Annotated in this window: 16 protein-coding genes; 6 read left to right on the top strand and 10 right to left on the bottom strand. The window is 66.3% G+C overall.

The genetic code is table 11. The features are described 5' to 3' along the window. Positions 1-53: 53 nt before the first annotated feature. The 6 genes from OCU_RS33985 to OCU_RS33960 all read left to right on the top strand — a co-directional run bounded on the left by OCU_RS33985 (position 54) and on the right by OCU_RS33960 (position 10701). Positions 54-3062 (top strand): MMPL/RND family transporter, encoded by a 3009-nt coding sequence (locus OCU_RS33985; protein WP_044059208.1) that lies wholly within the window; start codon positions 54-56, stop codon positions 3060-3062. Between the two features lie 57 nt (positions 3063-3119). Further along, a complete protein-coding gene (pe, locus tag OCU_RS33980) occupies positions 3120-4247 on the top strand; it encodes an acyltransferase PE (protein WP_009953593.1) in 1128 nt (375 codons plus the stop codon). A gap of 8 nt (positions 4248-4255) precedes the next feature. Continuing rightward, a complete protein-coding gene (locus OCU_RS33975; RefSeq protein ID WP_009953592.1) occupies positions 4256-6022 on the top strand; it encodes an AMP-binding protein in 1767 nt (588 codons plus the stop codon). 82 nt (positions 6023-6104) lie between these two features. Next, on the top strand, positions 6105-7163 hold the full coding sequence (locus tag OCU_RS33970; protein WP_009953591.1) for an NAD(P)H-dependent amine dehydrogenase family protein: 1059 nt from the start codon (positions 6105-6107) through the stop codon (positions 7161-7163). A gap of 164 nt (positions 7164-7327) precedes the next feature. Next, positions 7328-7792, top strand: a complete 465-nt coding sequence (locus OCU_RS33965) for an MmpS family transport accessory protein (RefSeq protein WP_172417500.1) — start codon at positions 7328-7330, stop codon at positions 7790-7792. Further along, complete coding sequence (locus tag OCU_RS33960) at positions 7789-10701, top strand: MMPL/RND family transporter (RefSeq protein WP_009953589.1); 2913 nt, start codon at positions 7789-7791, stop codon at positions 10699-10701. Before OCU_RS33965 ends, OCU_RS33960 begins: the two co-directional genes overlap by 4 nt. 51 nt (positions 10702-10752) lie before the next feature. On the opposite strand, the gene OCU_RS33955 is transcribed toward OCU_RS33960, so the two are convergent. The 10 genes from OCU_RS33955 to OCU_RS33910 form a co-directional block, all read right to left on the bottom strand. After that, entirely contained in the window at positions 10753-11586 is an 834-nt protein-coding gene (locus tag OCU_RS33955; RefSeq protein WP_036458559.1) for a DegV family protein, read from the bottom strand. Between the two features lie 5 nt (positions 11587-11591). Then, the gene (octT, locus tag OCU_RS33950; protein WP_014379689.1) at positions 11592-12329 is read right to left on the bottom strand and encodes a diglucosylglycerate octanoyltransferase; all 738 of its coding nucleotides are present in this window, start codon (positions 12327-12329) and stop codon (positions 11592-11594) included. After that, positions 12319-12993 carry a glucosyl-3-phosphoglycerate phosphatase gene (gene gpgP, locus OCU_RS33945; RefSeq protein ID WP_008255240.1) on the bottom strand — a complete coding sequence of 225 codons (675 nt, stop codon included), beginning with the start codon at positions 12991-12993 and terminating at the stop codon, positions 12319-12321. Before gpgP ends, octT begins: the two co-directional genes overlap by 11 nt. Next, a complete protein-coding gene (gene rsfS / locus OCU_RS33940) occupies positions 12990-13385 on the bottom strand; it encodes a ribosome silencing factor (protein WP_008255239.1) in 396 nt (131 codons plus the stop codon). The genes gpgP and rsfS overlap by 4 nt, the downstream gene beginning before the upstream one ends. Further along, complete coding sequence (gene nadD / locus OCU_RS33935; RefSeq protein WP_008255237.1) at positions 13382-13984, bottom strand: nicotinate-nucleotide adenylyltransferase; 603 nt, start codon at positions 13982-13984, stop codon at positions 13382-13384. The genes rsfS and nadD overlap by 4 nt, the downstream gene beginning before the upstream one ends. Positions 13985-14266: 282 nt before the next feature. Next, positions 14267-15715 (bottom strand): vWA domain-containing protein, encoded by a 1449-nt coding sequence (locus OCU_RS33930; protein ID WP_009953585.1) that lies wholly within the window; start codon positions 15713-15715, stop codon positions 14267-14269. Positions 15716-15725: 10 nt separating this feature from the next. Beyond that, positions 15726-16601 carry an AAA family ATPase gene (locus tag OCU_RS33925; RefSeq protein ID WP_008255233.1) on the bottom strand — a complete coding sequence of 292 codons (876 nt, stop codon included), beginning with the start codon at positions 16599-16601 and terminating at the stop codon, positions 15726-15728. A 36-nt stretch (positions 16602-16637) separates the two neighbouring features. Further along, entirely contained in the window at positions 16638-17921 is a 1284-nt protein-coding gene (locus tag OCU_RS33920; RefSeq protein WP_026071540.1) for a glutamate-5-semialdehyde dehydrogenase, read from the bottom strand. 46 nt (positions 17922-17967) lie between these two features. Next, the gene (locus tag OCU_RS33915; protein WP_009953582.1) at positions 17968-19371 is read right to left on the bottom strand and encodes a mechanosensitive ion channel domain-containing protein; all 1404 of its coding nucleotides are present in this window, start codon (positions 19369-19371) and stop codon (positions 17968-17970) included. Beyond that, positions 19371-21560, bottom strand: a complete 2190-nt coding sequence (locus OCU_RS33910) for an adenylate/guanylate cyclase domain-containing protein (RefSeq protein WP_008255227.1) — start codon at positions 21558-21560, stop codon at positions 19371-19373. Before OCU_RS33910 ends, OCU_RS33915 begins: the two co-directional genes overlap by 1 nt. Positions 21561-21663: the final 103 nt, after the last annotated feature.

Below are 21663 nucleotides of genomic sequence, written 5' to 3'. Positions count from 1 at the left end.
ACCGGGCCCGGTCGAGGGCGGCTGAGTTGCCGCCGACCGGGGGTGAGGGCGGTATGCGACGGCTAGCCGATTTTGTGGTGCGGTGGCCCTGGGCAGTGATCGGGATCTGGGTCGCGATTGCGGTCGCGCTGCCGCTGACCTTCCCATCGCTCGGCGAGATGGCCGAGAAGCACCCGCTCGCCATCCTGCCCAGCGACGCGCCATCGAGCGTCACGGCCCGAAAGATGACCGAGGCGTTTCACGAGGCGGGCTCGGAAAACCTCCTGCTGGTGGTCCTGACCAACGACAAGGGTCTGGGCCCCGCCGACGAAGCCACCTACCGCACACTGGTGGACACGCTGCGGCAGGACACGCGAGATGTGTTGATGCTGCAGGATTTCGTCAGCACACCGGCCCTGCGCTCGGCCGTGACCAGCAAAGACCACAAGGCCTGGGTGCTCCCGGTCGGCGTTGCGGGCGAGCTGGGCACTCCCAGCTCGTATGCCGCGTTCAACCGGATCGACGGCATCGTCCAACGCGTCGTCAGCGGCACGCCGCTGACGGTCAACCTGACCGGCCCCGCGGCGACCGTCGCCGACCTCACGGTCGCCGGCGCTCGGGATCGGATGCCCATCGAGCTGGCGATCGCGGTTCTGGTGCTCGTCGTCCTGCTGGTGATCTACCGTAGCGCGGTCACCATGCTGCTGCCGTTGCTGAGCATCGGCACATCCCTGGTCATCGCCCAGGCGGTGGTAGCGGGCTACTCCCAACTGACCGGGTCGGGCGTCTCAAACCAGTCCGTCGTCTTCCTCAGCGCCATAATGGCCGGCGCCGGAACGGATTACGCGGTCTTCCTCATCAGCCGGTATCACGACTATTTGCGGTCGGGTGCGAATTCCGATGAGGCGGTACAGCGTGCGCTGTTCTCGATCGGCAAAGTGATCGCCGCATCCGCCGCCACCGTCGGCATCACGTTTCTCCTCATCAGCTTCGCCCGGATGGGCGTGTTCAAAACGGTCGGGGCGTCGGCGGCGATCGGGATCGGTGTGGCATTCCTCGCCGCGGTGACGTTACTGCCGGCGATCCTGGTGCTTGCGGGGCGACGCGGCTGGGTCAAACCCCGGCGCGAACTGACCACACGATTCTGGCGGCGTTCGGGCATCCGCATCGTGCGCCGACCGAAGGTCAATCTGATTGCCAGTGTGCTGGTGTTGATCGTCCTGGCCAGCTGCGCCGGCCTGGTGCGCTACAACTACGACGATCGCAAGGCCCTGCGGACTTCGGCGCCGAGCTCCATCGGGTACGCCGCGCTGGATCGCCATTTCCCGGTGAATCAGTCCATTCCGCAATACATCCTGGTCCAATCGCCGCATGACCTGCGCACGCCCAAGGCCCTCGCGGACCTGGAACAGATGGCGGACCGGGTCAGCCAACTGCCGAATGTTGCTGCCGTCAGCGGCATCACGCGCCCGACCGGCAATGTGCCGGAACAATTCCGGGCGACGTATCAGGCCGGTGCCATCGGCACCCTGCTGGCGGACGGGTCCACCCTGATCAAAGATCACACAGGCGACCTCAACCGGTTGGTCGCCGGCGCGGGCACGCTGGCCGACAACCTCGGCAACGTGCGAGGCCAGGTCGTCCAGCTCGCCGCGAGTGTGCAGGAACTGGAGAGCGCCTTCGCGTCGGCGAAGAACCAGTACAGCGGCGACGCGCTGGTGAAACAGGTCGACCTCACGGCCCAGCTCGTCGACCATGTCAACGCGATCAGCAATTCCATGGGTTGGAACTTCTCGGCGGCCAAGAACGTCTTCGCCTGGATAGGCCCGGTGCTGGCGGCGCTGCAGGGCAACCCGCGATGCGATGCCGATCCGTCGTGCAGCGACACCCGCGGGGCGTTCGAGCAACTGGTCGGCCCGCAAAACCAAGCGGACCTCGATGCGATCAACGAGTTGGCCCATCGACTGCAGGAGTCCCCGGACAAACGGACGCTCAAGGCGTCGACCGACCGCGTGCGCGCCTCGCTGGCCAAGCTCACCAAGGTGTTGCACTCCATGGGGTTGGACAAACCCGGTGGCATGCAAACGAATCTGAACACTGTGCAAGACGGCGCGAACCGATTGGCCGGTGGCAGCCGCCAGGTGGCCGACGCCGTTGCTCAACTCGTCGACCAACTCAAGCAGCTCGGTAGCGGACTCAACGAGTCGGCGGCGTTTCTGTTGTCACTGAAACGCGATGCGGCACATCCGGCAATGGCCGGGTTCAATATCCCGCCCCAGCTGCTGCAATTGGAGCAGTTTCAGAAGGCGGCCAAGGTCTTCATTTCGCCGGACGGCCACTCGGTGCGGTATTTGGTTCAAACCAAACTGAATCCGTTCAGCACGGAAGCCATGGATCAGGTCAACGCGATCATCGCGGCGGCTCGTGGAGCGCAGCCGAATACCGCGTTGGCGGACGCCACCGTGTCGATGGCCGGATATACCGTCGCGCTGAAGGACACGCGTGACTACTACCAGCACGATATCCGGTTCATCATCGCGGTGACGCTCATCGTCGTCCTTTTAACCTTGATCGCCCTGCTGCGCGCGGTTGTCGCGCCGCTGTATCTGGTTGCTTCCGTGGTCATTTCGTATTTGTCGGCGGTGGGCATCGGCGTGCTGGTATTTCAATATCTATTGGGCCAGCAATTGCATTGGAGTGTGCCCCCGCTGGCATTCGTGGTGTTGGTCGCGGTGGGGGCCGACTACAACATGCTGCTCGTCTCGCGAATGCGCGAGGAGTCTGGACACAGCATGCGTTACGGCATCATCCGGACGCTGGGCTCGACGGGCGGCGTGATCACCGCGGCGGGTCTGATCTTTGCGGCCTCGATGTGTGGCCTTTTGTTCTCCAGCATCAGCACCGTGGTCCAGGGCGGTTTCGTGATCGGGGTGGGCATATTGCTGGACACCTTCTTGGTGCGCACCATCACCGTTCCCGCCATCGCCGCGCTGGTCGGACGGGCGAACTGGTGGCCGTCACAGGGGGGCGTGCCGTCGCCAAAACCGTCACTGGATGGACGCGCCGAGCCGCGGCCCGGTTAGCACCTGCACATGATGTATGTGAGACTACGAGGCGAATTCGAGCGGTCAGGAGTAGGGATGAAGAAACTACTCGCGGGAGTGACGGCGCTGGTAACCGTCGGTGCCACAGGGTGTTTCGGCGTCAATACCGCGACCGCCGACGAGTCGCCCATCGGCGGTCCGCCGACTCCGGGGGCCCCGGGCGACCAGACTGCGTTCGCGCTCGGCGGCGCTCACGTTCTGGGCATCCCCTACGACGAGTACATCCGTCAGGAGGGCGCCCAATGGTTCCCCGGTCAGAAGCGCGAAATCGTCCGTTACCCGGCGGGCCAGGTTCAGGGGCACGTGCTGGAGCGGCTCTTCCCGGGCATCGGCAAGCTCGATGAGCAGTTCCCGGGGCTGGGCGCGGACGGCCCCAGCGTCGGCGAGTCGGTGGACGTGGGAATCGACAACCTCGATGCGGCGATCCGCACCGGCCGCCCGGGTACGGCGATCGGCTTGTCGGAGGGCGCGTTCGTGGTCGACGGCGTGCAGGCTCGGCTGGCGAACGACCCGACCGCTCCCCCGCCCGACAAGCTCAACTTCGCCACGTTCGGCGATCCGATCGGGCGTCACGCCTTCGGTCAGAGTTTCCTGACCGCCATGTTCCCGGTCGGCAGCGTCGTCCCCGCGCTCGACTACACCATGCCGCCGCCGTATGAGAGCCAGTACGACACAAACAGGTTCGTGGCCGCGTACGACTCGATCGCGGACTTCCCCGACCGGCCGGACAACATGTTCGCGCTCGCCAACACGCTGCTCGGCCTCGCCACCGGTCACACGGCGGTGGCCTTCACGAACCCGAGCATGGTGCCGCCGCAGAACATCAGGACGACGATCAACTCCAGGGGCGCGAAAGACACGACGATCATGGTTCCGGAAAAGCACCTTCCGCTGGTCATGCCGCTGAAATACGTCGGGATTGACGAGGACACGCTGAACAAGCTCGACGCGATCCTGATTCCCCGCGTGAATGCGGGCTACTCGCGAAACGACGACCCGTCGACCGCCCCGGTTCAGGTGGACCCGGTGCACGGCTTCGACCCGGCGGAGGTCACCGCGCCGGCCAACCAGGCGACCTTCGGCGGCGACGCCGACCCGCTCTCGCAGATCCTCGCCGGTGCCACGTCCGTGTTCTCGCACGGCGCAAGCGAAGTTACCGACTGAGCGCGCCTATGTCTCAGTCGTCGATCCTCGCCATGCTGCACGGACGCGCCAGCCTGCGGCCCCACGACGTTGCCTACACGTTCACCGACTACCAGCACGACTGGGACGGTGTGCGCGAGACGCTCACGTGGTCGCAAGTCTCGCGCCGCACACTCAATGTGGCACGGGACCTCGGCCCGCACGGGTCGGTCGGCGACAGGGCGGTGATCCTGGCGCCCCAGGGCCTGGATTACATCGCGGCGTTCCTGGGGTCCATGCAGGCCGGGCTCATCGCCGTGCCGCTGCCGCTGCCGCATCGCGGTTCCAGTGATGCGCGGGTCAGCGCGGTCCTCGCCGACACGTCGCCGTCGGTGGTTCTCACGACGTCCGACGTCGCGGAGGATGTCGCCGAATACGTCGACCGGGCACGCATGGACGATGTCCCCAAGATCGTCGAAATCGATTCGATGAACCTCGATGTCGAGGGCGAAGCAAACGTTCCGACGGATGATTTGCCGACCGTCGCGTATTTGCAGTACAGCTCGGGTTCGACCCGAACGCCGACCGGGGTGATGATTTCGCATCGAAACCTCGAGGCCAATTTCGAACAGCTGATGCGCAGCTTCTTCGTGGACTTCGGAACCAAGTTTCCGACCGAGGCCACGATCGTGTCGTGGTTGCCCTTCTACCACGACATGGGTCTGGTGCTGGGCGTCTGCGCGCCCATCCTGAGCGGCCACCGCGCCGAGCTGACGAGTCCGGTCGCGTTCTTGGAGAGGCCGGCCAGGTGGATGCGAACGCTGGCCGAACATCCGCACACCTGGTCGTCGGCGCCCAACTTCGCCTTCGACCTGGCCGCCCGCAAGACCACCGACAAAGACCTGGCCGGCCTGGACCTCGGCGACGTGCTGGGCATCATCAGCGGCGCGGAGCGTGTCGAGGCGGCCACCCTGCACCGCTTCGTGGATCGGTTCGCGCACTTCAATTTCCGGGACCACATGATGCGTCCCTCATACGGCTTGGCCGAGGCGACCGTCTTCGTGGCGACCGGCACCTGGAGTGAATCCGCGCCGGCGGGCCACTTCGACGCCGAAGAGCTCGGGGCGGGCCGCGTTCGGCCGTGCGCACCCGGAAGGGGAACGGCGACCGCGAAAGCGACGGCGCTCGTCAAGTACCGGGTGCCGCAGTCGCCCATGCTCCGGATCGTCGACAGCGAGACGAGCCGCGAATGCCCGCCCGACGCGGTCGGCGAGATCTGGGTGCATGGCGAGAACGTCGCCGACGGATACTGGCGCAAAACGCCGGCCGAGCAGCGATGCTTCGGCGCCACGCTCGTCGACCCGTCACCGGGGACGCCCGACGGTCCCTGGCTGAGGACCGGCGACCTGGGTTTCATCCACTCCGGCGAGCTGTTCATTGTCGGCCGCATGAAGGACCTGCTGATCATCCGCGGGCGCAACCACTATCCCGAGGACATCGAGGCGACGGTCCAAGAGATCACGGGTGGTCGGGTCGCGGCGATCTCGGTGCCGGTGAACAGCACCGAGAAGCTGGTCACGGTCATCGAGCTGAAGAAGCGTGGCGATTCCAGCGGGGAGACCCACGACGTCAGGCACTGGCTCACCTCCATCAAAACCGACGTCACCTCGGCGATTTCCAATAACCACGGCGTGAATGTCGGGGACCTCGTCCTGGTACCGCCCGGGTCCATTCCGACCACGACAAGTGGCAAGATCCGGCGCGCCGCCTGCGTGGAGCAGTACAGCCAACACCAATTCGCCCGTTTGGACGCCTGAGCCCGCCCGGTGGACGCGCGCGCGCCGGCCGGTAGCGCGCTTCGCATAATGGTTCCACCCCCGCAGCGGCAAAGGAGCCACGATGAGCGCAACCAGCACTGACCGTCCCCTACGCGTCATCCAGTGGACGACCGGGAACATCGGGCGGCGCTCGCTGCACGCCATCATCGGGCGGCCCGACATGGAACTCGTCGGCGTGTACGCCCACGGCGAGGAGAAGGTCGGGGTCGACGCCGCCGAATTGGCGGGCTGGCCGGAGCCGACCGGGGTGCAGGCCACCAACGACATCGACGCGCTGATCGCCCTGGGCGCCGACGCGTGTTGCTACAACCCGTTGTGGCCCGACATCGACGAGCTGGTGCGGCTGCTGGAATCGGGGGTCAACGTGTGCACCAGCGCGGCCTGGATCACCGGCGGCAAGCAGACGCCGCAGGACCGCAAGCGAATCGAAGACGCCTGCCGACGCGGCAATTCGACGATCTTCGGCAGCGGCGCGCACCCGGGCATGACCAACATGGTCGGCATGGTGCTGTCCGCCTCGTGCGAGCGCGTCGACGAGATTCGCATCACCGAGTCGGTGGACTGCTCGACCTACGAATCGGCCGAAACCCAAACCGCCATGGGGTTCTCGCAAGACCCCGACACCCCGGGGCTGGCCGACAGTGTGCGCCGGGAGAGCGAGGTCTTCGCCGAGTCGGCCGCGATGATGGCCGACGAGATCGGCGCGAAGCTGGACAAGATGACCTTCGACGTCACGTTCACCGCGGCGACCGGCGACTCGGATCTGGGGTTCATGAAGATTCCCGCCGGAACCGTCGGCAGCGTCTACGGCTACCACCGCGGCTGGGTCGGCGATCGCAACGTCGTCAGCGTCGGGTTCAACTGGACCATGGGCAACCATGTCGTCCCGCCCAAACCACTCGAGCACGGGCACGTCATTCAGGTGTTCGGCCTGCCCAACATGCGCACGGTTCTGCACTGCCTGCCGCCCAAGGACTGGACGGAGCCCGGGTTCATGGGATTGGGAATGATCTACACCGCGATGCCGGTGACCAACGCCGTCCCGGCGGTGGTGGCGGCCAGGCCGGGCATCGTGACGCTGGCGGATTTGCCGCCGGTCACCGGCCGGCTCGCCCGATAGGGCCTATGCCGTTCGCCACAGCCGGCCGCCCCAGGAGGAACGCTTGCGTGCACTATGGTTAGGATGCGTAGCTGAGCAAATTTTCCGTTGACATCGATGTCGTCGGCGATGGTTGGTGAGCTTTGCGGCGAGGCCCGAAGCGGTGGGCGAAAGGCGGTCGGGTGATGGCTGATCCGAAATCAAGTCCTCGCCCCGGTGTCTTGACCCGCGTGCTGCAAAAGGCGTGGATCCCGCTGCTGCTGGTGGTCGTTTTGGCTTTGTCTGCACTCGTGGTGTCACGGCTGCACAAGCTCTTCGGCTCGGAAGATCTCAACGCGAACGCCGGCAAGGGGATCGAAATCGTGCAGTTCAACCCGAAGGTCGTCGTCTACGAGATTTCCGGCGCCCCGGGCACCACGGCAAACATCAACTATTGGGACGAGAACGCCAACACGCATCAGGTCGACAACGCGCCGCTGCCGTGGTCGACGACGATCTCGACCACGTTGCCCTCGGTGAGCGCCAACATCATGGCGCAAAGCAACGGCCCCACGATCAACTGCAAGATCACCGTGGACGGCGTCGTCCGCGACAACCAGAACTCCGACGGCCATAACGCCCAGACCTTCTGCCTGGTGAAGTCCGCATGAGCAATGTGAACAACGAGACCGATTCCGGCGCCAGAAGCGCCGAAGACGACGCAGCCACCGGCCCGATCAGCACTCGCGGCCTGTCGAAGGCCGAGCGCGGCCACCGCCCCTACCTCCCCCACGCGATCCGCATCTTTGCGATCCCGATCATCCTGGGCTGGTTAGTGATCACCGTCTTGGTGAACGTCCTGGTCCCCTCCCTGGAAGTGGTCGGCGAGGCGCATTCGGCGCCGATGACTCCCCTGGACGCGCCGTCGATGAAGGCGATGATGCGGCTGGGCAGTAACTTCCACGAATTCAACTCGAACAGCACCGTGATGATCGTCCTGGAGGGTCAGCAGCCGCTGGGCCCGGACGCGCACAAGTACTACGACAAGCTGATCCGAGACCTGCGCAAGGATCCCGCGCACATCCAGCACATCCAGGACTTCTGGGGCGACCGCCTGACCGCTGCGGGAGCGCAGAGCGCCGACGCCAAGGGCGCGTACGTGCAGGTGAACCTCGCCGGTAATCAGGGCACCACGCAGGCCAACGACTCCGTGGACGCCGTCCGCAAGGTGATCGATGAGAACAAGGCGCCACCCGGCGTGAAGGCCTATGTCACCGGCCCCGCGGCGCTATCCGACGACATGCACATCATCGGTAACGCCAGCCTGGCCAAGATCACGCTGTTCACTCTGGGCGCGATCGCGATCATGCTGCTGCTGGTCTACCGGTCGATCGTCACGACGCTGATCCAGCTTTTCATGACCTTCGTGGCGCTGGCGTGTGCGCGGGGCGTCGTCGCGGTTCTGGCCTATAACAACGCATTCGGGCTCACCACGTTCGCCGCCAACATCCTCACCATGCTGGCGATCGCCGCGGGAACTGACTACGGCATCTTCCTCGTCGGGCGATATCAAGAAGCGTTGGCCGCCGGTGAGGACCGAGAAACGGCTTACTACACCACATTCAAGGGCGTCGCCCCGGTCGTCCTGGGCTCCGGACTGACGATCGCGGGAGCGACCTACTGCCTGAGTTTTACCCGCCTGCCCTGGTTCAACACCATGGGCGCGCCGGTGGCGATCGGCATGCTGGTCGTGGTGCTCGCCGGGCTTTCCCTCGGCCCCGCGGTCGTCTTCGTCGGCAGTCGCTTCCACTTCTTCGAAAGGCAGGCGAAGCGAGGGCGACTGTGGCGCCGGGTGGGCACCGCGGTAGTGCGTTGGCCCGCACCGATTTTGGCCGTCAGCGCCGCCATCGTCCTGGTCGGCATGGTGGCACTGCCGGGCTTCAAGCCCAGCTACAACGACCGTCACTACCTGCCGTTGTCAGCCCCCGCCAATCAAGGGCAAGAAGCCGCGAATCGGCACTTCTCCGAGGCCCGGATGAACCCCGACTTGTTGATGGTCGAATCCAACCATGACATGCGAAACCCGGCCGACATGCTGGTATTGGACCGGGTGGCGAAAAACGAGATGCGCACGCTCGGCATCGCCATGGTTCAGGACATCACCAGGCCGCTGGGCATCCCGATTCAGCACAGCTCGATTCCGTTCCAGAACAGCGTCCAGAGCCAGACGACGATGCAGAACATGGGCTTTCTCAAGGAGCGCATGAACGACATCCTCAAAATGGCTGATGACTTGCAGACCCAAATCGACACCACGCAGCGCCAGTACGAGGTGTCGCTCGATTTGGCCAACGCCGCCGACGACAGCGCCAAGACCACGCAGGTGACGTCGCAGATCACCGACAGCCTGCGCGACCACATCGCCGATTTCGACGACACGTTCCGGCCGGTCCGCACGTACTTCTACTGGGAGAAGCACTGCTACGACATTCCCGTGTGCATCGGGCTGCGATCTTTGTTCGACACGTTCGACGGGTTCGACCAATTGGCCGAGCAGTTCCACTATTTGACGACCGACATCACGCACACCGCCAAAGCGTCACGCGACCTGACCGAGCTGTTTCCCACGCTGATCGCCACTTTGAAAACGACCAGAGGCATCACGCTGACGCTCTATCAGACGTTCAAGGCGATGATCGACCAGATGGAGGCGATGAGCAACACCGGGATCGTCATGGGTCAGAGCTTTGATCAGTCGAAGAACGACGACTTCTTCTACCTGCCACCAGAAGCCTTTGACAACCCCGACTTCCAGACGGGTCTGCGCATGTTCTTGTCGCCGGACGGTAAGTCGGCGCGATTCTTCATCACCCACCAGGACGATCCGATGACGCCGGAGGGAATCGAACGGGTGGCGGCCGAACGCACCGCCGCGCAGGAGGCGCTGAAGCAATCCTCGCTGGCCGACGCCAAGGTGTATCTCGGCGGAACCGCCGCGACGTTCAAGGACATGGCTGACGGTGAGAAGTACGACCTGATGATCGCCGTCATCGCGTCACTGACGCTGATCTTCATGATCATGCTGCTGCTGACCCGAAGCGTGGTGGCCGCGCTGGTCATCGTCGGCACCGCTGCCAGCTCGATCGCGGCGTCTTTCGGTCTGTCCGTGCTGATTTGGCAGGATTTGTTCGGCATCAATATCCACTGGATCGTGATGGCGCTGGCGGTCATCATCCTGTTGGCCGTGGGATCCGACTACAACCTGCTGCTGGTGTCCCGGTTCAGGGAAGAGATCCATCACGGCCTCAAGACCGGGATCATTCGGTCGATGGCCGGGACCGGTGGGGTGGTGACGGCCGCGGGTCTGGTGTTCGCGTTCACCATGGCGTCCATGCTGGGGAGCGATCTGCGCGTGCTCGGTCAGTTCGGGTCGACGGTCTGCATCGGTCTGCTGCTCGACACGCTGATCGTGCGCACACTGCTGATGCCGTCGATCGCTACCCTGCTCGGGCGGTGGTTCTGGTGGCCGCAGGTTGTTCACCCGCGCGGCGACAACGCGCGACGGCCGGTCAGCGCCTAGGCCGATGGTGGCGACCCGCAGCGCCCGGCTACGCCGCGCTTGCGATCGCCACTAAGCTTCGGCGAGTTGGACGCTCACCGCGACCGCGCCCGCGCCGACGTGCAGCGCCAGCACCGGTCCCAGCTCGGTGACGATCGCGGGCTCACACGCCGGTAGCCGCTTGCCCAGCGCCGTCGCCACCTCGGTGGCGCCGTCCGGGTTGTTGACGTGGTGCACCGCCAGGGCTGCGGTGCCGTCGCCGACGACCTGGCAGACCCGGTCGATCATCGCCTCCGTCGCGTGACTGATAGTCCGGACCCGTTGGGCCAGAATGAGTTTCCCGTCATCGATACGCAACAACGGTTTGAGCGCCAACGCGGTGCCCAGCCAGGCCTTGGCGCCCCCGATGCGGCCGCTGCGGCGCAGGTTGTCCAGCCGGTGCACCACGATGAAGGCGTGTCCGCGGGCCACGGCCTCGCGGGCAGCATCCGCGACGGTGTTCAGGTCACCGCCCGTGGCCGCCGCCCGGGCGGCGGCCAGGGCAACGAATCCGGTGCCCATCGCCGCCGATTTGGAGTCGATGACCCGCACGTTGGGGTCCAGGTCGGCCGCGGTGCGCTCGGCGGCCCGGCAGGTTCCCGACAGCGCCGACGAAATGTGCACGGCCACCACACCATCGGCGCCGCTGTCGGCCAGCGCCTGTTGGTACGCGTCGGCGAGTTCGGCCGGGGTCGCCGCCGCGGTGGTCGCCGCCAGCTTGTGGATGTCACCCGGAATGTCGTCCACGCCGTCACGCAGGTCGGTGCCGTCGAGCAGGATGTGCAGGGGCACAACACGTATCCCCCACTTGTCGAGCAGGTCGGCCGGCAGACGGGCCGACGAGTCGGTCACCACCACGACAGTCACGAGCGCTACCCGCGGGGTTTCTCGTTCGAGATGCCGGCCTCGGCGAGCGCCTTGAGCATCAGCTCCGCGACCGCCTGGTGGGCCTCGAAATTCCAATGGATTCCGTCGGGGTTTCCCCGTCCGTTCATCACGTGTTCTGCGACAGCGGCTTTGAGATCGACCAGGGGTACATCGTGGCTTTGCGCCCACGCGGTGATGGCGGCCACGGTCCCCGCCCGACCGTGGTGGGCCCGGCCGTAGGTGTCGGCGATGTGCACCGACGGCAGCGAGGCCACGATCGGGATCCCGGGGCGGTTGAAATCGATTGCCCCACGGGTCTGTTCGAGATAGTCGGCGCTCAGGTGCGGCGGCAGGGCGGGCCTGGCCACCGGGGAGAGCCTGGGCTGCAGCCACCCGTAGCCGTCGCGCACCCACCGTCGCAGCCACGGCGGTCGCACGTAGCGGATCAGCTCACGCAGCGCGGTGGGCAGCACCGACGGCAGCGAATCCATGCCGCCGGTGGCGAAGATGACGGCTCCCGCGCGCGGTAGCGCCGCCCACGCCCGCGGGTCCTGGGTTGCCGCCCACCAGACGTCCCGACACGTCCAGCCGATGCGACCGATCAGCTCCACATCCCAATCCAATTGGGCGGCAACGATGTTCGGCCAGATGCGGGGATCGTCGGCTGGTAGGCCGCCGGTGGGGCCATAGTAGGCCAGCGAGTCGGCGAAGATCAGCAGTGTGGGACGTGATTCAGAGGACATCGTTGGACACCTGTGCCGAGGCGTTCCATACGTCCAGACGCCAGCGGATGCTCTCGAATTCGTCGTCCTCGTCGCCGGAATGGCCGGAAAGCTGAACCCAGCTGGCGTTGCCCATGCCACCCAGAACCGGCCAGTTGCCGACGGGAAGCTTCAACAACGCGGCCGACAGCGCGGCGATCAGCCCGCCGTGGGCCACCAGCACCACCGGGCGGTCCGGCCCGTCGGGATCACCCCATTCCGGCTCGGCGGCGGCCAGTTCGGCGACCAACGGCACGCTGCGCGCCGCGACGTCCACCCGGCTTTCGCCGCCATGCGGGGCCCAGGTGGCGTCTTCGCGCCAGGCCAATCGGGCGCCGGGGGCCTGCGCGTCGACCTCGGTATGGGTCAATCCCTGCCAGTCACCCAGATGCGTCTCCCGCAGCCGCTGATCCACCCGGATCGCCAAGCCGGTCACCTCCCCCAGCCTGACCGCGGTGTCGTAGGCGCGATGCAGGTCCGACGACACGATCAGCAACGGCTGCACCTTGCCCAGCACCTCGGCGGCGGCGATGGCCTGCGCCCGTCCGAGTTCGCTGAGTTCGGAATCGAGCTGGCCCTGCATCCGGCTGCCGGCGTTGAACTCGGTTTGCCCGTGCCGCAACATGATCAGCCGACGAATCTTCATTGCGCGCTCGAGTCTTCGGAGTCCCCGCCGCGCTCGTCCAGGTCCACCGGCACCACCGGGCAGTCGCTCCACAACCGGTCCAGGGCATAGAAGTCGCGGTCGTCCTGGTGCTGAATGTGGACGACGATGTCGCGATAGTCCAGCAGCGTCCAGCGGCCTTCGCGGGTGCCCTCGCGCCGCGCGGGTTTGTAGCCCGCCTTGCGCATTTTCTCCTCGACCTCGTCGACGATGGCGTTGACCTGTCGCTCGTTGGACGCCGAGGCGATCACGAAGCAGTCGGTGATGGCGAGCTGGGCGGAGACGTCGATGACGACGACGTCGTCGGCGAGCTTCGCGGCGGCGGCGCCGGCGGCCACCGTCGCCATGTCGATGGCTTCCCGCGTGGCGCTCACGTGGACTCCTCGCCGCCCGGCTTGCTGTAGAGCCGCCGCTTGGAGACGTACTGCACGACGCCGTCGGGCATGAGGTACCACAGCGGACGGTGCTCCTCGGCGCGGCGGCGGCAGTCGGTCGACGAAATCGCCAGCGCCGGAATCTCGACGAGCGTCAACGCGTCATCGGCGAGCTCGCCCAGGACGCCGGTGATGTGGTCGTGGCTCAACTCGTAGCCGGGGCGGCTGACGCCGACGAACCGGGCCAGGTCGAACAGTTCCTCCCAACCCTGCCAGGACAGGATGGATTCCAGCGCGTCGGCGCCGGTGATGAAGAACAGCTGGGAATCCGGGTTCAGCGCGCGCAGGTCGCGCAGCGTGTCCTTGGTATAGGTGGGGCCGGCGCGGTCGATGTCGACCCGGCTCACCGAGAACCGGGGATTGGACGCCGTGGCGATCACCGTCATCAGATAGCGGTCCTCGGCGGCGGAGACGTCGCGGTCCTTCTGCCAGGGCTGGCCGCTGGGCACGAACACGACTTGGTCGAGGTCGAACAGGTCGGCGACCTCACTGGCGGCAACCAGGTGGCCGTAATGGATGGGGTCGAACGTCCCACCCATCACTCCTAACCTGCGAAGCTGCTTTTGCACGATGTGCCAGCTTACTTGAGGCGTGATCAGGGCCTGTCCGAGCTGTCGTCACATGCGCCCCATCAGTCCCCGCTCGGGGTCGCATGCCTTGTGCCCACCTCCGAGCGACAACACCGGAGGCGGGCCGGCTTGTCGCTCGGAGGTGGGCGCAAGCAGTGTCGTCTCGGACGGAGACTGCCGTGACTGGTGTGACAAGAGGTGCGGCCAGGACCTCCCACGGGCAGCCGTGGCCTCACACGGGCAGCAGCGACCTCACACGGGCAGCAGCTGGTCGATCACCGCGGCCAACTGCTTGGCGGACCGGCATTCGTGCATGGCGATGACCTCTTGATAGCGCGGCACCGCCGAGTCGCCGCTTCCCCACAGATGCTTGGGCTCGGGGTTCAGCCAGTGTGCGTGCCGGCTGGCGGTCACCATGTGCGACAGCAGCTCGGTTTCCGGGTTGCGGTAGTTGGTGCGGCCATCCCCCAGCACCAACAGCGAGGTGCGCGGGGAGAGCACGTTCGGGAACGCCTGCACGAAAGACGCAAACGCGTTGCCGTAGTCGGAATGGCCGTCGCGGCTGTAGACGCCCGACTCGCGGGTGATCCGCTGGATGGCCACGGCCAGGTCGGCCTCGGGCCCGAACATGTGGGTCACTTCGTCGGTGGTGTCGATGAACGCGAACACGCGAACGCGCGAGAACTGTTGGCGCAGAGCGTGTACCAGAAGCAGGGTGAAGTGACTGAAGCCGGCGACCGAGCCGGAGACGTCGCACAGCACCACCAGTTCGGGCCGGGCGGGGCGCGGCTTGGCCAGCACCACGTCGATCGGCACCCCGCCCGTGGACATCGACTTGCGCAGCGTCTTGCGGAGATCGATCGACCCGGCGCGGCTGCGCCGCCGGCGCGCGGCCAGCCGGGTCGCCAGGGTCCGCGCCAACGGCGCGACCACCCGGCGCATCTGGCGCAGCTGCTCGCCGGAGGCGCGCAGGAATTCGACGTTCTCGGAAAGCTGGGGTATGCCGTACATCTGGACGTGATCGCGGCCCAGTTGCTCCGCGGTCCGCCGCTTGGTCTCAGCGTCGACCATCTTGCGCAGCTGGGTGATCCGCTGCGCCGCAAGGGCTTTGGCGATCTCCTCCTGTGTGGGTGTGGGTTCGTCGCCGTAGGAGGCGAGCAGCCCGGCCAGCAGCTTGCCCTCGAGTTCGTCCAGGGCCATCGCCTTGAGCGCCTGGTAGGACGAGAAGGACGGGCCCCGGCTGGAACTGTATTTCCCGTAGGCCTCTACGATGCGGGCGATCATCGCCACCAGGCGCTCGTCCATGTCGGCCAGATCGGGGTTGTCGGCCAGCAGATCCAGCAGCATCTGGCGCATCGCCTCGACGTCGTCGGGTGGCAACGCGTTGTCGTCTGGGGTGTCGTCGGCCTCGTCCTCGGCGACCACCGCGCGCGCGCCCAGCGCCGCCGGGAACCACAGGTCGAACATGGCGTCATACGTTTCGCGATGATCCGACCGGCGCAACACCGCGCACGCGATCCCCTCGCGCAGCACCTCGCGGTTGCCCAGACCGAGGGTGGCCATCACCCGGCCGGCGTCCACCGTCTCCGACGGGCCGACCGAAATCCCCGCTGCCCGAAGCGCTTCCACGAAGCCGACCAGGTGCCCGGGCAGCCCGTGCGGGGCGAGCGGCCGGGAGGGGCGTATGCGGCGGGCGGCCATGGCGGTGTTCCTAGTTGAGCCGCAGCTCGCCGGCCGCGCGCTGTTGGTCGGATTGATGCTTGAGCACCACGCCCAGTGTGGCGGCGACGACCGCGTCGTCGATGGTGTCCAGGCCCAGCGCGAGCAGCGTGCGGCCCCAGTCGATGGTCTCGGCGATGGACGGCACCTTCTTGAGTTGCATCCCGCGCAGCACGCCGATGATGCGCACCAGCTCCTCGGCCAGGTGTGCGGGCAGCTCGGGAACGCGGGACAACAGGATGCGGCGTTCCAAATCGGGGCTGGGAAAGTCGATGTGCAGGAACAGGCAGCGACGCTTGAGCGCCTCGGACAGTTCGCGGGTCGCGTTGGAGGTCAGCACCACCAGGGGCGTGCGCTCGGCGGTGATCGTGCCCAGTTCGGGCACGGTCACGGCGAAGTCGGACAACACCTCCAGCAGCAGGCCCTCGATCTCGATGTCGGCCTTGTCGGTCTCGTCGATGAGCAGCACCGTGGGCTCGGTGCGCCGAATGGCGGTCAGCAGCGGACGCTGCAGCAGGAACTCCTCGCTGAACACGTCGTCCTTGGTCTGGTCCCAGTCCCCGGAGCCGGCCTGGATGCGCAAAATCTGCTTGGCGTGGTTCCATTCGTAGAGCGCGCGGGCCTCGTCGACCCCCTCGTAGCACTGCAGGCGCACCAGGCCCGACCCCGTGGCCTGGGCCACGGCGCGGGCCAATTCGGTCTTGCCCACGCCGGCCGGGCCCTCCACCAACAACGGCTTGCCGAGGCGGTCGGCCAGGAACACGGCCGTCGCGGTGGCGGTGTCGGGCAGGTAGCCGGTCTCGGCCAACCGCCGCGAGACGTCGTCGATGTCCTCGAACAGCGGCTTTGACCGGGCGGGCACACTCACAATCGGTTCTCCTAAAACGCTTTCTGCACGGGGATCTCAGGCCGGACGCGTCTGTCCGTCTCCCCACGCGATCCATTTGGTCGAGGTCAGTTCGGGCAGCCCCATGGGACCGCGGGCGTGCAATTTCTGGGTGGAGATGCCGATTTCGGCTCCGAAACCGAATTGCTCCCCGTCGGTGAACGCCGTGGACGCGTTCACCATCACCGCCGCGGCGTCGATAGCGTCGGTAAACCGTTGCGCCGCAGCCATATTGGTGGTCACGATGGCCTCGGTGTGGCCGGTGCCGTACTCGTTGATGTGGGCGATCGCGGCGTCGATACCGTCGACCACCGCCACCGCGATGTCCATCGACAAGTACTCGCGCCGCAGATCGTCCTCGTGTGCGTCCTGGGAAAAGCCCCCATGCACGGTCACGCCGGCGTCTTGCAGGGCGGTCACCAGACGCGGCAACGCCTCCTCGGCGATCGTGGCGTCGACGAGCAGCGTCTCCGCGGCGTTGCAGACGCTCGGCCGACGCGTCTTGGAATTCAGCAGGATCCGCTCCGCGACGTCCAGATCGGCGCCCTCGTGGACGTATACGTGACAGTTGCCGACCCCGGTTTCGATCGTGGGCACCTGCGCGTCGCGGACCACCGCGTTGATCAGGTTGGCTCCGCCGCGCGGGATCACCACGTCGACCAGGCCACGCGCCTGGATCAGATGCGTCACCGTGGCGCGGTCGTCGGACGAAAGCAGCTGCACCGCATCGGCCGGCAGGTCCTCGCTGACCAGCGACGCCCGCAACACCTGCACCAGCGCCTGGTTGGACCGGGTCGCCGACGAGCTGCCGCGTAACAGCACGGCGTTGCCGGACTTCAACGCCAAGCCGAACGCGTCGACGGTCACGTTGGGTCGGCCCTCGTAGATCATTCCGACGACGCCGAGCGGGACCCGCTGCTGGCGCAGCTGCAGCCCGTTCGGCAGCGTGTAGCCGCGCAACACCTCCCCGACGGGATCGGGGAGCCCGGCGACCTGACGCAGGCCCGCCGCGATGCCCTCAACTCGCTTGGTATCCAAGGCCAGTCGGTCGAGCATCGCGGTCGGCGTTCCGGCGGCGCGGGCGGCCTCGACGTCTTCGGCGTTGGCGGACAGGATCAATTCCGCGTGGGCGGTGACGGCGTCGGCCGCCGAGCGCAGCGCTTGGTCTTTGGCGACGGTCGGCAACAATGCCAGCACACGGGAGGCGACGCGGGCGCGGCGGGCGGCGTCGTGCACCTCCCGGCGCAAATCAGGCTCCCGCTGTTGGGCCGCTCCGCTGCGCAATGGTGCCTGCAGACTCATTGAACCAGGGTATCCGGCCGCAAAAGCCCGGGTGACGCGGGCCGATCTACCCGACGCGCTCGCCGCGCCGGGCGGTGCGCACCTTGCTGCGCCGCTCCTCGAGGATGGTGCCGAAGTTCTGCAGCAGCGCCGGTGCGCGCATCACGAGATGCTCGATGTGTTCTCGGTCGATTTCAAGCGCCGTGACCTCTTCGACCGCATACGCGCTGGCCAGGTTGGGTTGGCGGGTCAACGCCGTCAGTCCGAGGAACGCCCCCTCGGACAGGGTGCTGATGGGCACGACCGTCCCGTCGTCGGCGGTGGCGGTGAGCTGCACCCGGCCGGCCACCAGGAACGTCATCGCCGTGGGCACCTGTCCGGCGTCCTCCACGAGCTCGTCGGTGCCGTATCGGACGATTCGCGCCGAGGAGCGCAATGACCGCTGTTCTTCGGTGCTGAGCCGCAGCGCCGGCGCCACCACCTCGTGCAGCGCGTGCTCCACGCGTTCGACCGTCGAGAAGTCGTCATCGGCGTCGTCGAGGTGCAGATTCTCCCGTCGGGCGGCGTACCAGGCCCACCGCAGGAACGTGGCCGTCGCGGCGCCGGCGTCGGCGGGTGAGTCCAACCCGATCGTCGTGCGATACTCGCCGGCGCCCACGGGCACCGAGCGAGGCACGCTGCCGGGCTTGAGCTGTGGCAGCGCCCGGGCCACCCGCGACAGCACCGCGCACACCCGGTCGGGCGCGTCGGCGGCGGAGAAGGTCGTCGTGATCGCCACTTTGTGCGGCCCGGGCGGGCGACTGAGGTTGGTGAACGACGTGGTGGCCAGCGCCGCGTTCGGCATGATCCGGATTCCGCTGCCGGTGTCGATGTGTACGGCGCGCCAGTTCACCTCGACGACGCGTCCGCGCGCGGTGCCGGTGTCGAGCCAGTCGTCGATCCGGAACGGTTGCTCGAACAGCATGAACAGGCCCGAGACGATCTGCCCGACCGAGTTCTGCAGCATCAGACCGATGACGACCGACGTGACGCCCAACGCGGTGAACACCCCGCCGATCCGCACACCCCAGATGTACGACGACATCACCGCCAGGCCGACGCAGATCAGCGCTATGCGGGCCACGTCGATGAAGATGGTGGGAAGCCTTTTGCGCCAGCTCTTTTCGGGAGCCCGCTCGAACACGGTCGCGTTGAGCCCGGACAACAGCAGCACCACCACCAGCAGGCCGAACACGGTGGTGAGGATGCGCACCGGGATGTCGCCGGCCGGAATCCCCGAGGCCTGAACCAGGAGCAACAACAGCGCGGCGAGCGGCAGCAGGTAGTTGCGCAGCAATCCGACCTGCCGGGCCAGGGGGCTTTGCCTGCGCAGCAGCGCATCGTGTAGTTCGGTCAGCAGGATCATCCCGACCGGCAATCCGATCGCGATACCGACCGCCCAGTAGAACCATGACGAGCCGAAGATGTTCATCACCGCTCCAGCAACCGGTAGATGGCCTGATCGGTCCCGCCGACCGAAATCGTGCCCGCCGCAGTGAACTGCCGGACATCACGCATCGCTTCGTACACCTGCGAGCTGACATAAATGCCGGCCTGCGGTGCGCCGCTGTGCATTTGGTAGGCCAGACTCACCGCGCCGCCCCACATGTCGTAGACCAGGCCGGAGCGGCCTACCAATCCGCTGACCACGTTGCCGGTGTTGACGCCGACGCGAAGGCCCAGCTGATGGCGGCTTTGGCTGTTGAACCGATCGATGATGCGGCCGATTTCGAGGGCGAAGTCCACGGCACGGTGGATGCTGTCCAGTCGCGGGGTGACGACCCCACAGCTGGCGAGATAACCGTTGTGGAACGTGCGGATCCGTTCGACACCAAGGGATTCTGCGGCCGAATCGAACTGCCGGAAAAGTTCGTCGACGGTGCCCACCAATTCGTCTTCCGGCATCTCGGTGAACATTTCGTCGAGGCCGACGATGTCGGCGTAGATGATGGCGACGTCCTGATGTTTTTGGGCGATGGTCTCCTCGCCCTCGCGATAACGCTGCAGCACCGACTCGGGCATCAGGGCCAGCATCAGGCGATCGTTCTCGCGGCGCTGCTCGTTGAGCAGCTCCTCCTTGATCGCGAGGTTGCGGCTCATCTCGTTGAAAGCCGCCGTGAGATCGCCGATTTCGTCGCGGGTGCGCACCGGGATGTTGATGTCGTAGTCGCCGGAGCTGATCTTTCGGGTTCCCTCCTCGAGGCGCCGGACCGGGCGCACCGCCGCCTGGGCGACGAACATCGAGGCCACACAGATGGCGAAAATCATTGCCGTGACTGCGATCACGAGGTTCTTGCTGAACCGGCCCAGCCGCGCAAAAGCGTCGGAGTTGTCGCGGGTCGCCAGGATCGACCAGTGCAGATCGGAGTTGGGGATGTCCAGCGGCGCGTAGGCTTCCAACTCTCGATTGCCCGTGTAGTCGGTGGCGCTCATGACGCCGGTTTCCCCGCGCTGCGCGGCGCGAAGACCCGCGGTCGGCACCGGCTGGACCAACGTGGTGCCCCCCAGCCGCAGGGCCCGGTCCACGACGTCGGGCGGGGTGCCGGCCTCGATGGCCTCGTGCCGGTATTGTTTCGGGTCTTCGATGAATACCCTTGAGTCGGAACGCATCAGGTCGTCGGGGCCGGCCAGGTAGGTCTCGGTGGCCGGACCCATCCCCGCGGCTTCCCAATGCTTGTTGGCGGTCATGATCGTGTTGATCTTCCCGATCGGCACCGGCAGGGCCATGACCCCTTCGAATTTGCCGTTCATGCCGACCGGCGACACCACCCACGCGGTGGGGGTGTCCAGTTGCGGCTGATACTGCTGAAAGTCGGTGATCCAGACGAAGTCGACATCGTTGGACGCCACGGCTTTTTGGTAGGCGCCACGCAGGTTGGATCCGCGATAGGGACCGGTGAGAATGTTGGTCCCCAGATCCGGACCCTTCATGACGCTGTAGACGACGTTGCCCTGCATGTCCAGCAGGAGCGCATCCCGGTAATCGAAACGCGTGACGATGCCGCGCAGGAAAAAGTCGAAGCGGGCGTTGGCGGCCGACCACGCGCTGCCGTCGCCGGCGTCCTCGGCGGGCGGCGAGTCGGCCGTCGGCCTGGGCGCCGCGGTGTAGTGCGCCTGAAGGTATTTCTGCGCGTTGGAACTCGGCAGCACCGCCTTGAGATCGATCGCGTTACCGGTGATCCGTTTGATCGGTTTGATCATGTCGTTTTCGTAGTAATTGACCAGGGTCTGTTCTTCGGCCGGCGTGATGTTCGCGTTGGCCAGTTGGGCGAAGGCGGTGCTGAGGTTCGCCGTCGCTTCGTTGATGCCGAAACCGCCACTTTGCACGATCAGCGAACTCGTCAGCTCCCTGAACAACGCCTGCACTGCCCGCTTCTGGGACTCGCGCATCTCGATGAGCCGTTCGGATTCGACTTCCCGCAATGCGGTGCGGCCGGACACGGCTCCGATGAGACCGATCACCGCGACGCCCAAAATGCTCGAGAGCAGCATGGTGATCAGGATTTTGGATTGGATGCCGAACCGGAAACGGCTGCGCGGCTGGCGCGTACGCGTGACGGGCTGGTGAGCCGGGCCGGGTTCGATGCGGGGTGCGGCATCGGTTAGCTCGCTGGTCGTCAATTGCCTGCCCCTTTTCTCGGGATCCAGCTCCTCACGCAGCAGACTAGCGCGCGCACGCGGAGATATTGATGCGTTTGCCGTGATGCGATTGGGCGTCCAAAGC

The organism is Mycobacterium intracellulare ATCC 13950, from assembly GCF_000277125.1.
GTDB lineage: Bacteria > Actinomycetota > Actinomycetes > Mycobacteriales > Mycobacteriaceae > Mycobacterium > Mycobacterium intracellulare.
Note: the sequence above shows the minus strand (reverse complement) of the source record. Positions and strands in the feature narration are given on the sequence as shown.

Coding starts and splice junctions, on each gene's coding strand:
- OCU_RS33920 (WP_026071540.1), bottom strand. CDS start 17,921: ATGAGTCTGCAGGCACCATTGCGCAGCGGAGCGGCCCAACAGCGGGAG.
- OCU_RS33970 (WP_009953591.1), top strand. CDS start 6,105: ATGAGCGCAACCAGCACTGACCGTCCCCTACGCGTCATCCAGTGGACG.
- octT (WP_014379689.1), bottom strand. CDS start 12,329: ATGTCCTCTGAATCACGTCCCACACTGCTGATCTTCGCCGACTCGCTG.
- OCU_RS33930 (WP_009953585.1), bottom strand. CDS start 15,715: ATGGCCGCCCGCCGCATACGCCCCTCCCGGCCGCTCGCCCCGCACGGG.
- gpgP (WP_008255240.1), bottom strand. CDS start 12,993: ATGAAGATTCGTCGGCTGATCATGTTGCGGCACGGGCAAACCGAGTTC.
- nadD (WP_008255237.1), bottom strand. CDS start 13,984: ATGGGTGGGACGTTCGACCCCATCCATTACGGCCACCTGGTTGCCGCC.
- OCU_RS33975 (WP_009953592.1), top strand. CDS start 4,256: ATGTCTCAGTCGTCGATCCTCGCCATGCTGCACGGACGCGCCAGCCTG.
- OCU_RS33960 (WP_009953589.1), top strand. CDS start 7,789: ATGAGCAATGTGAACAACGAGACCGATTCCGGCGCCAGAAGCGCCGAA.
- OCU_RS33965 (WP_172417500.1), top strand. CDS start 7,328: ATGGCTGATCCGAAATCAAGTCCTCGCCCCGGTGTCTTGACCCGCGTG.
- OCU_RS33915 (WP_009953582.1), bottom strand. CDS start 19,371: ATGAACATCTTCGGCTCGTCATGGTTCTACTGGGCGGTCGGTATCGCG.
- pe (WP_009953593.1), top strand. CDS start 3,120: ATGAAGAAACTACTCGCGGGAGTGACGGCGCTGGTAACCGTCGGTGCC.
- OCU_RS33985 (WP_044059208.1), top strand. CDS start 54: ATGCGACGGCTAGCCGATTTTGTGGTGCGGTGGCCCTGGGCAGTGATC.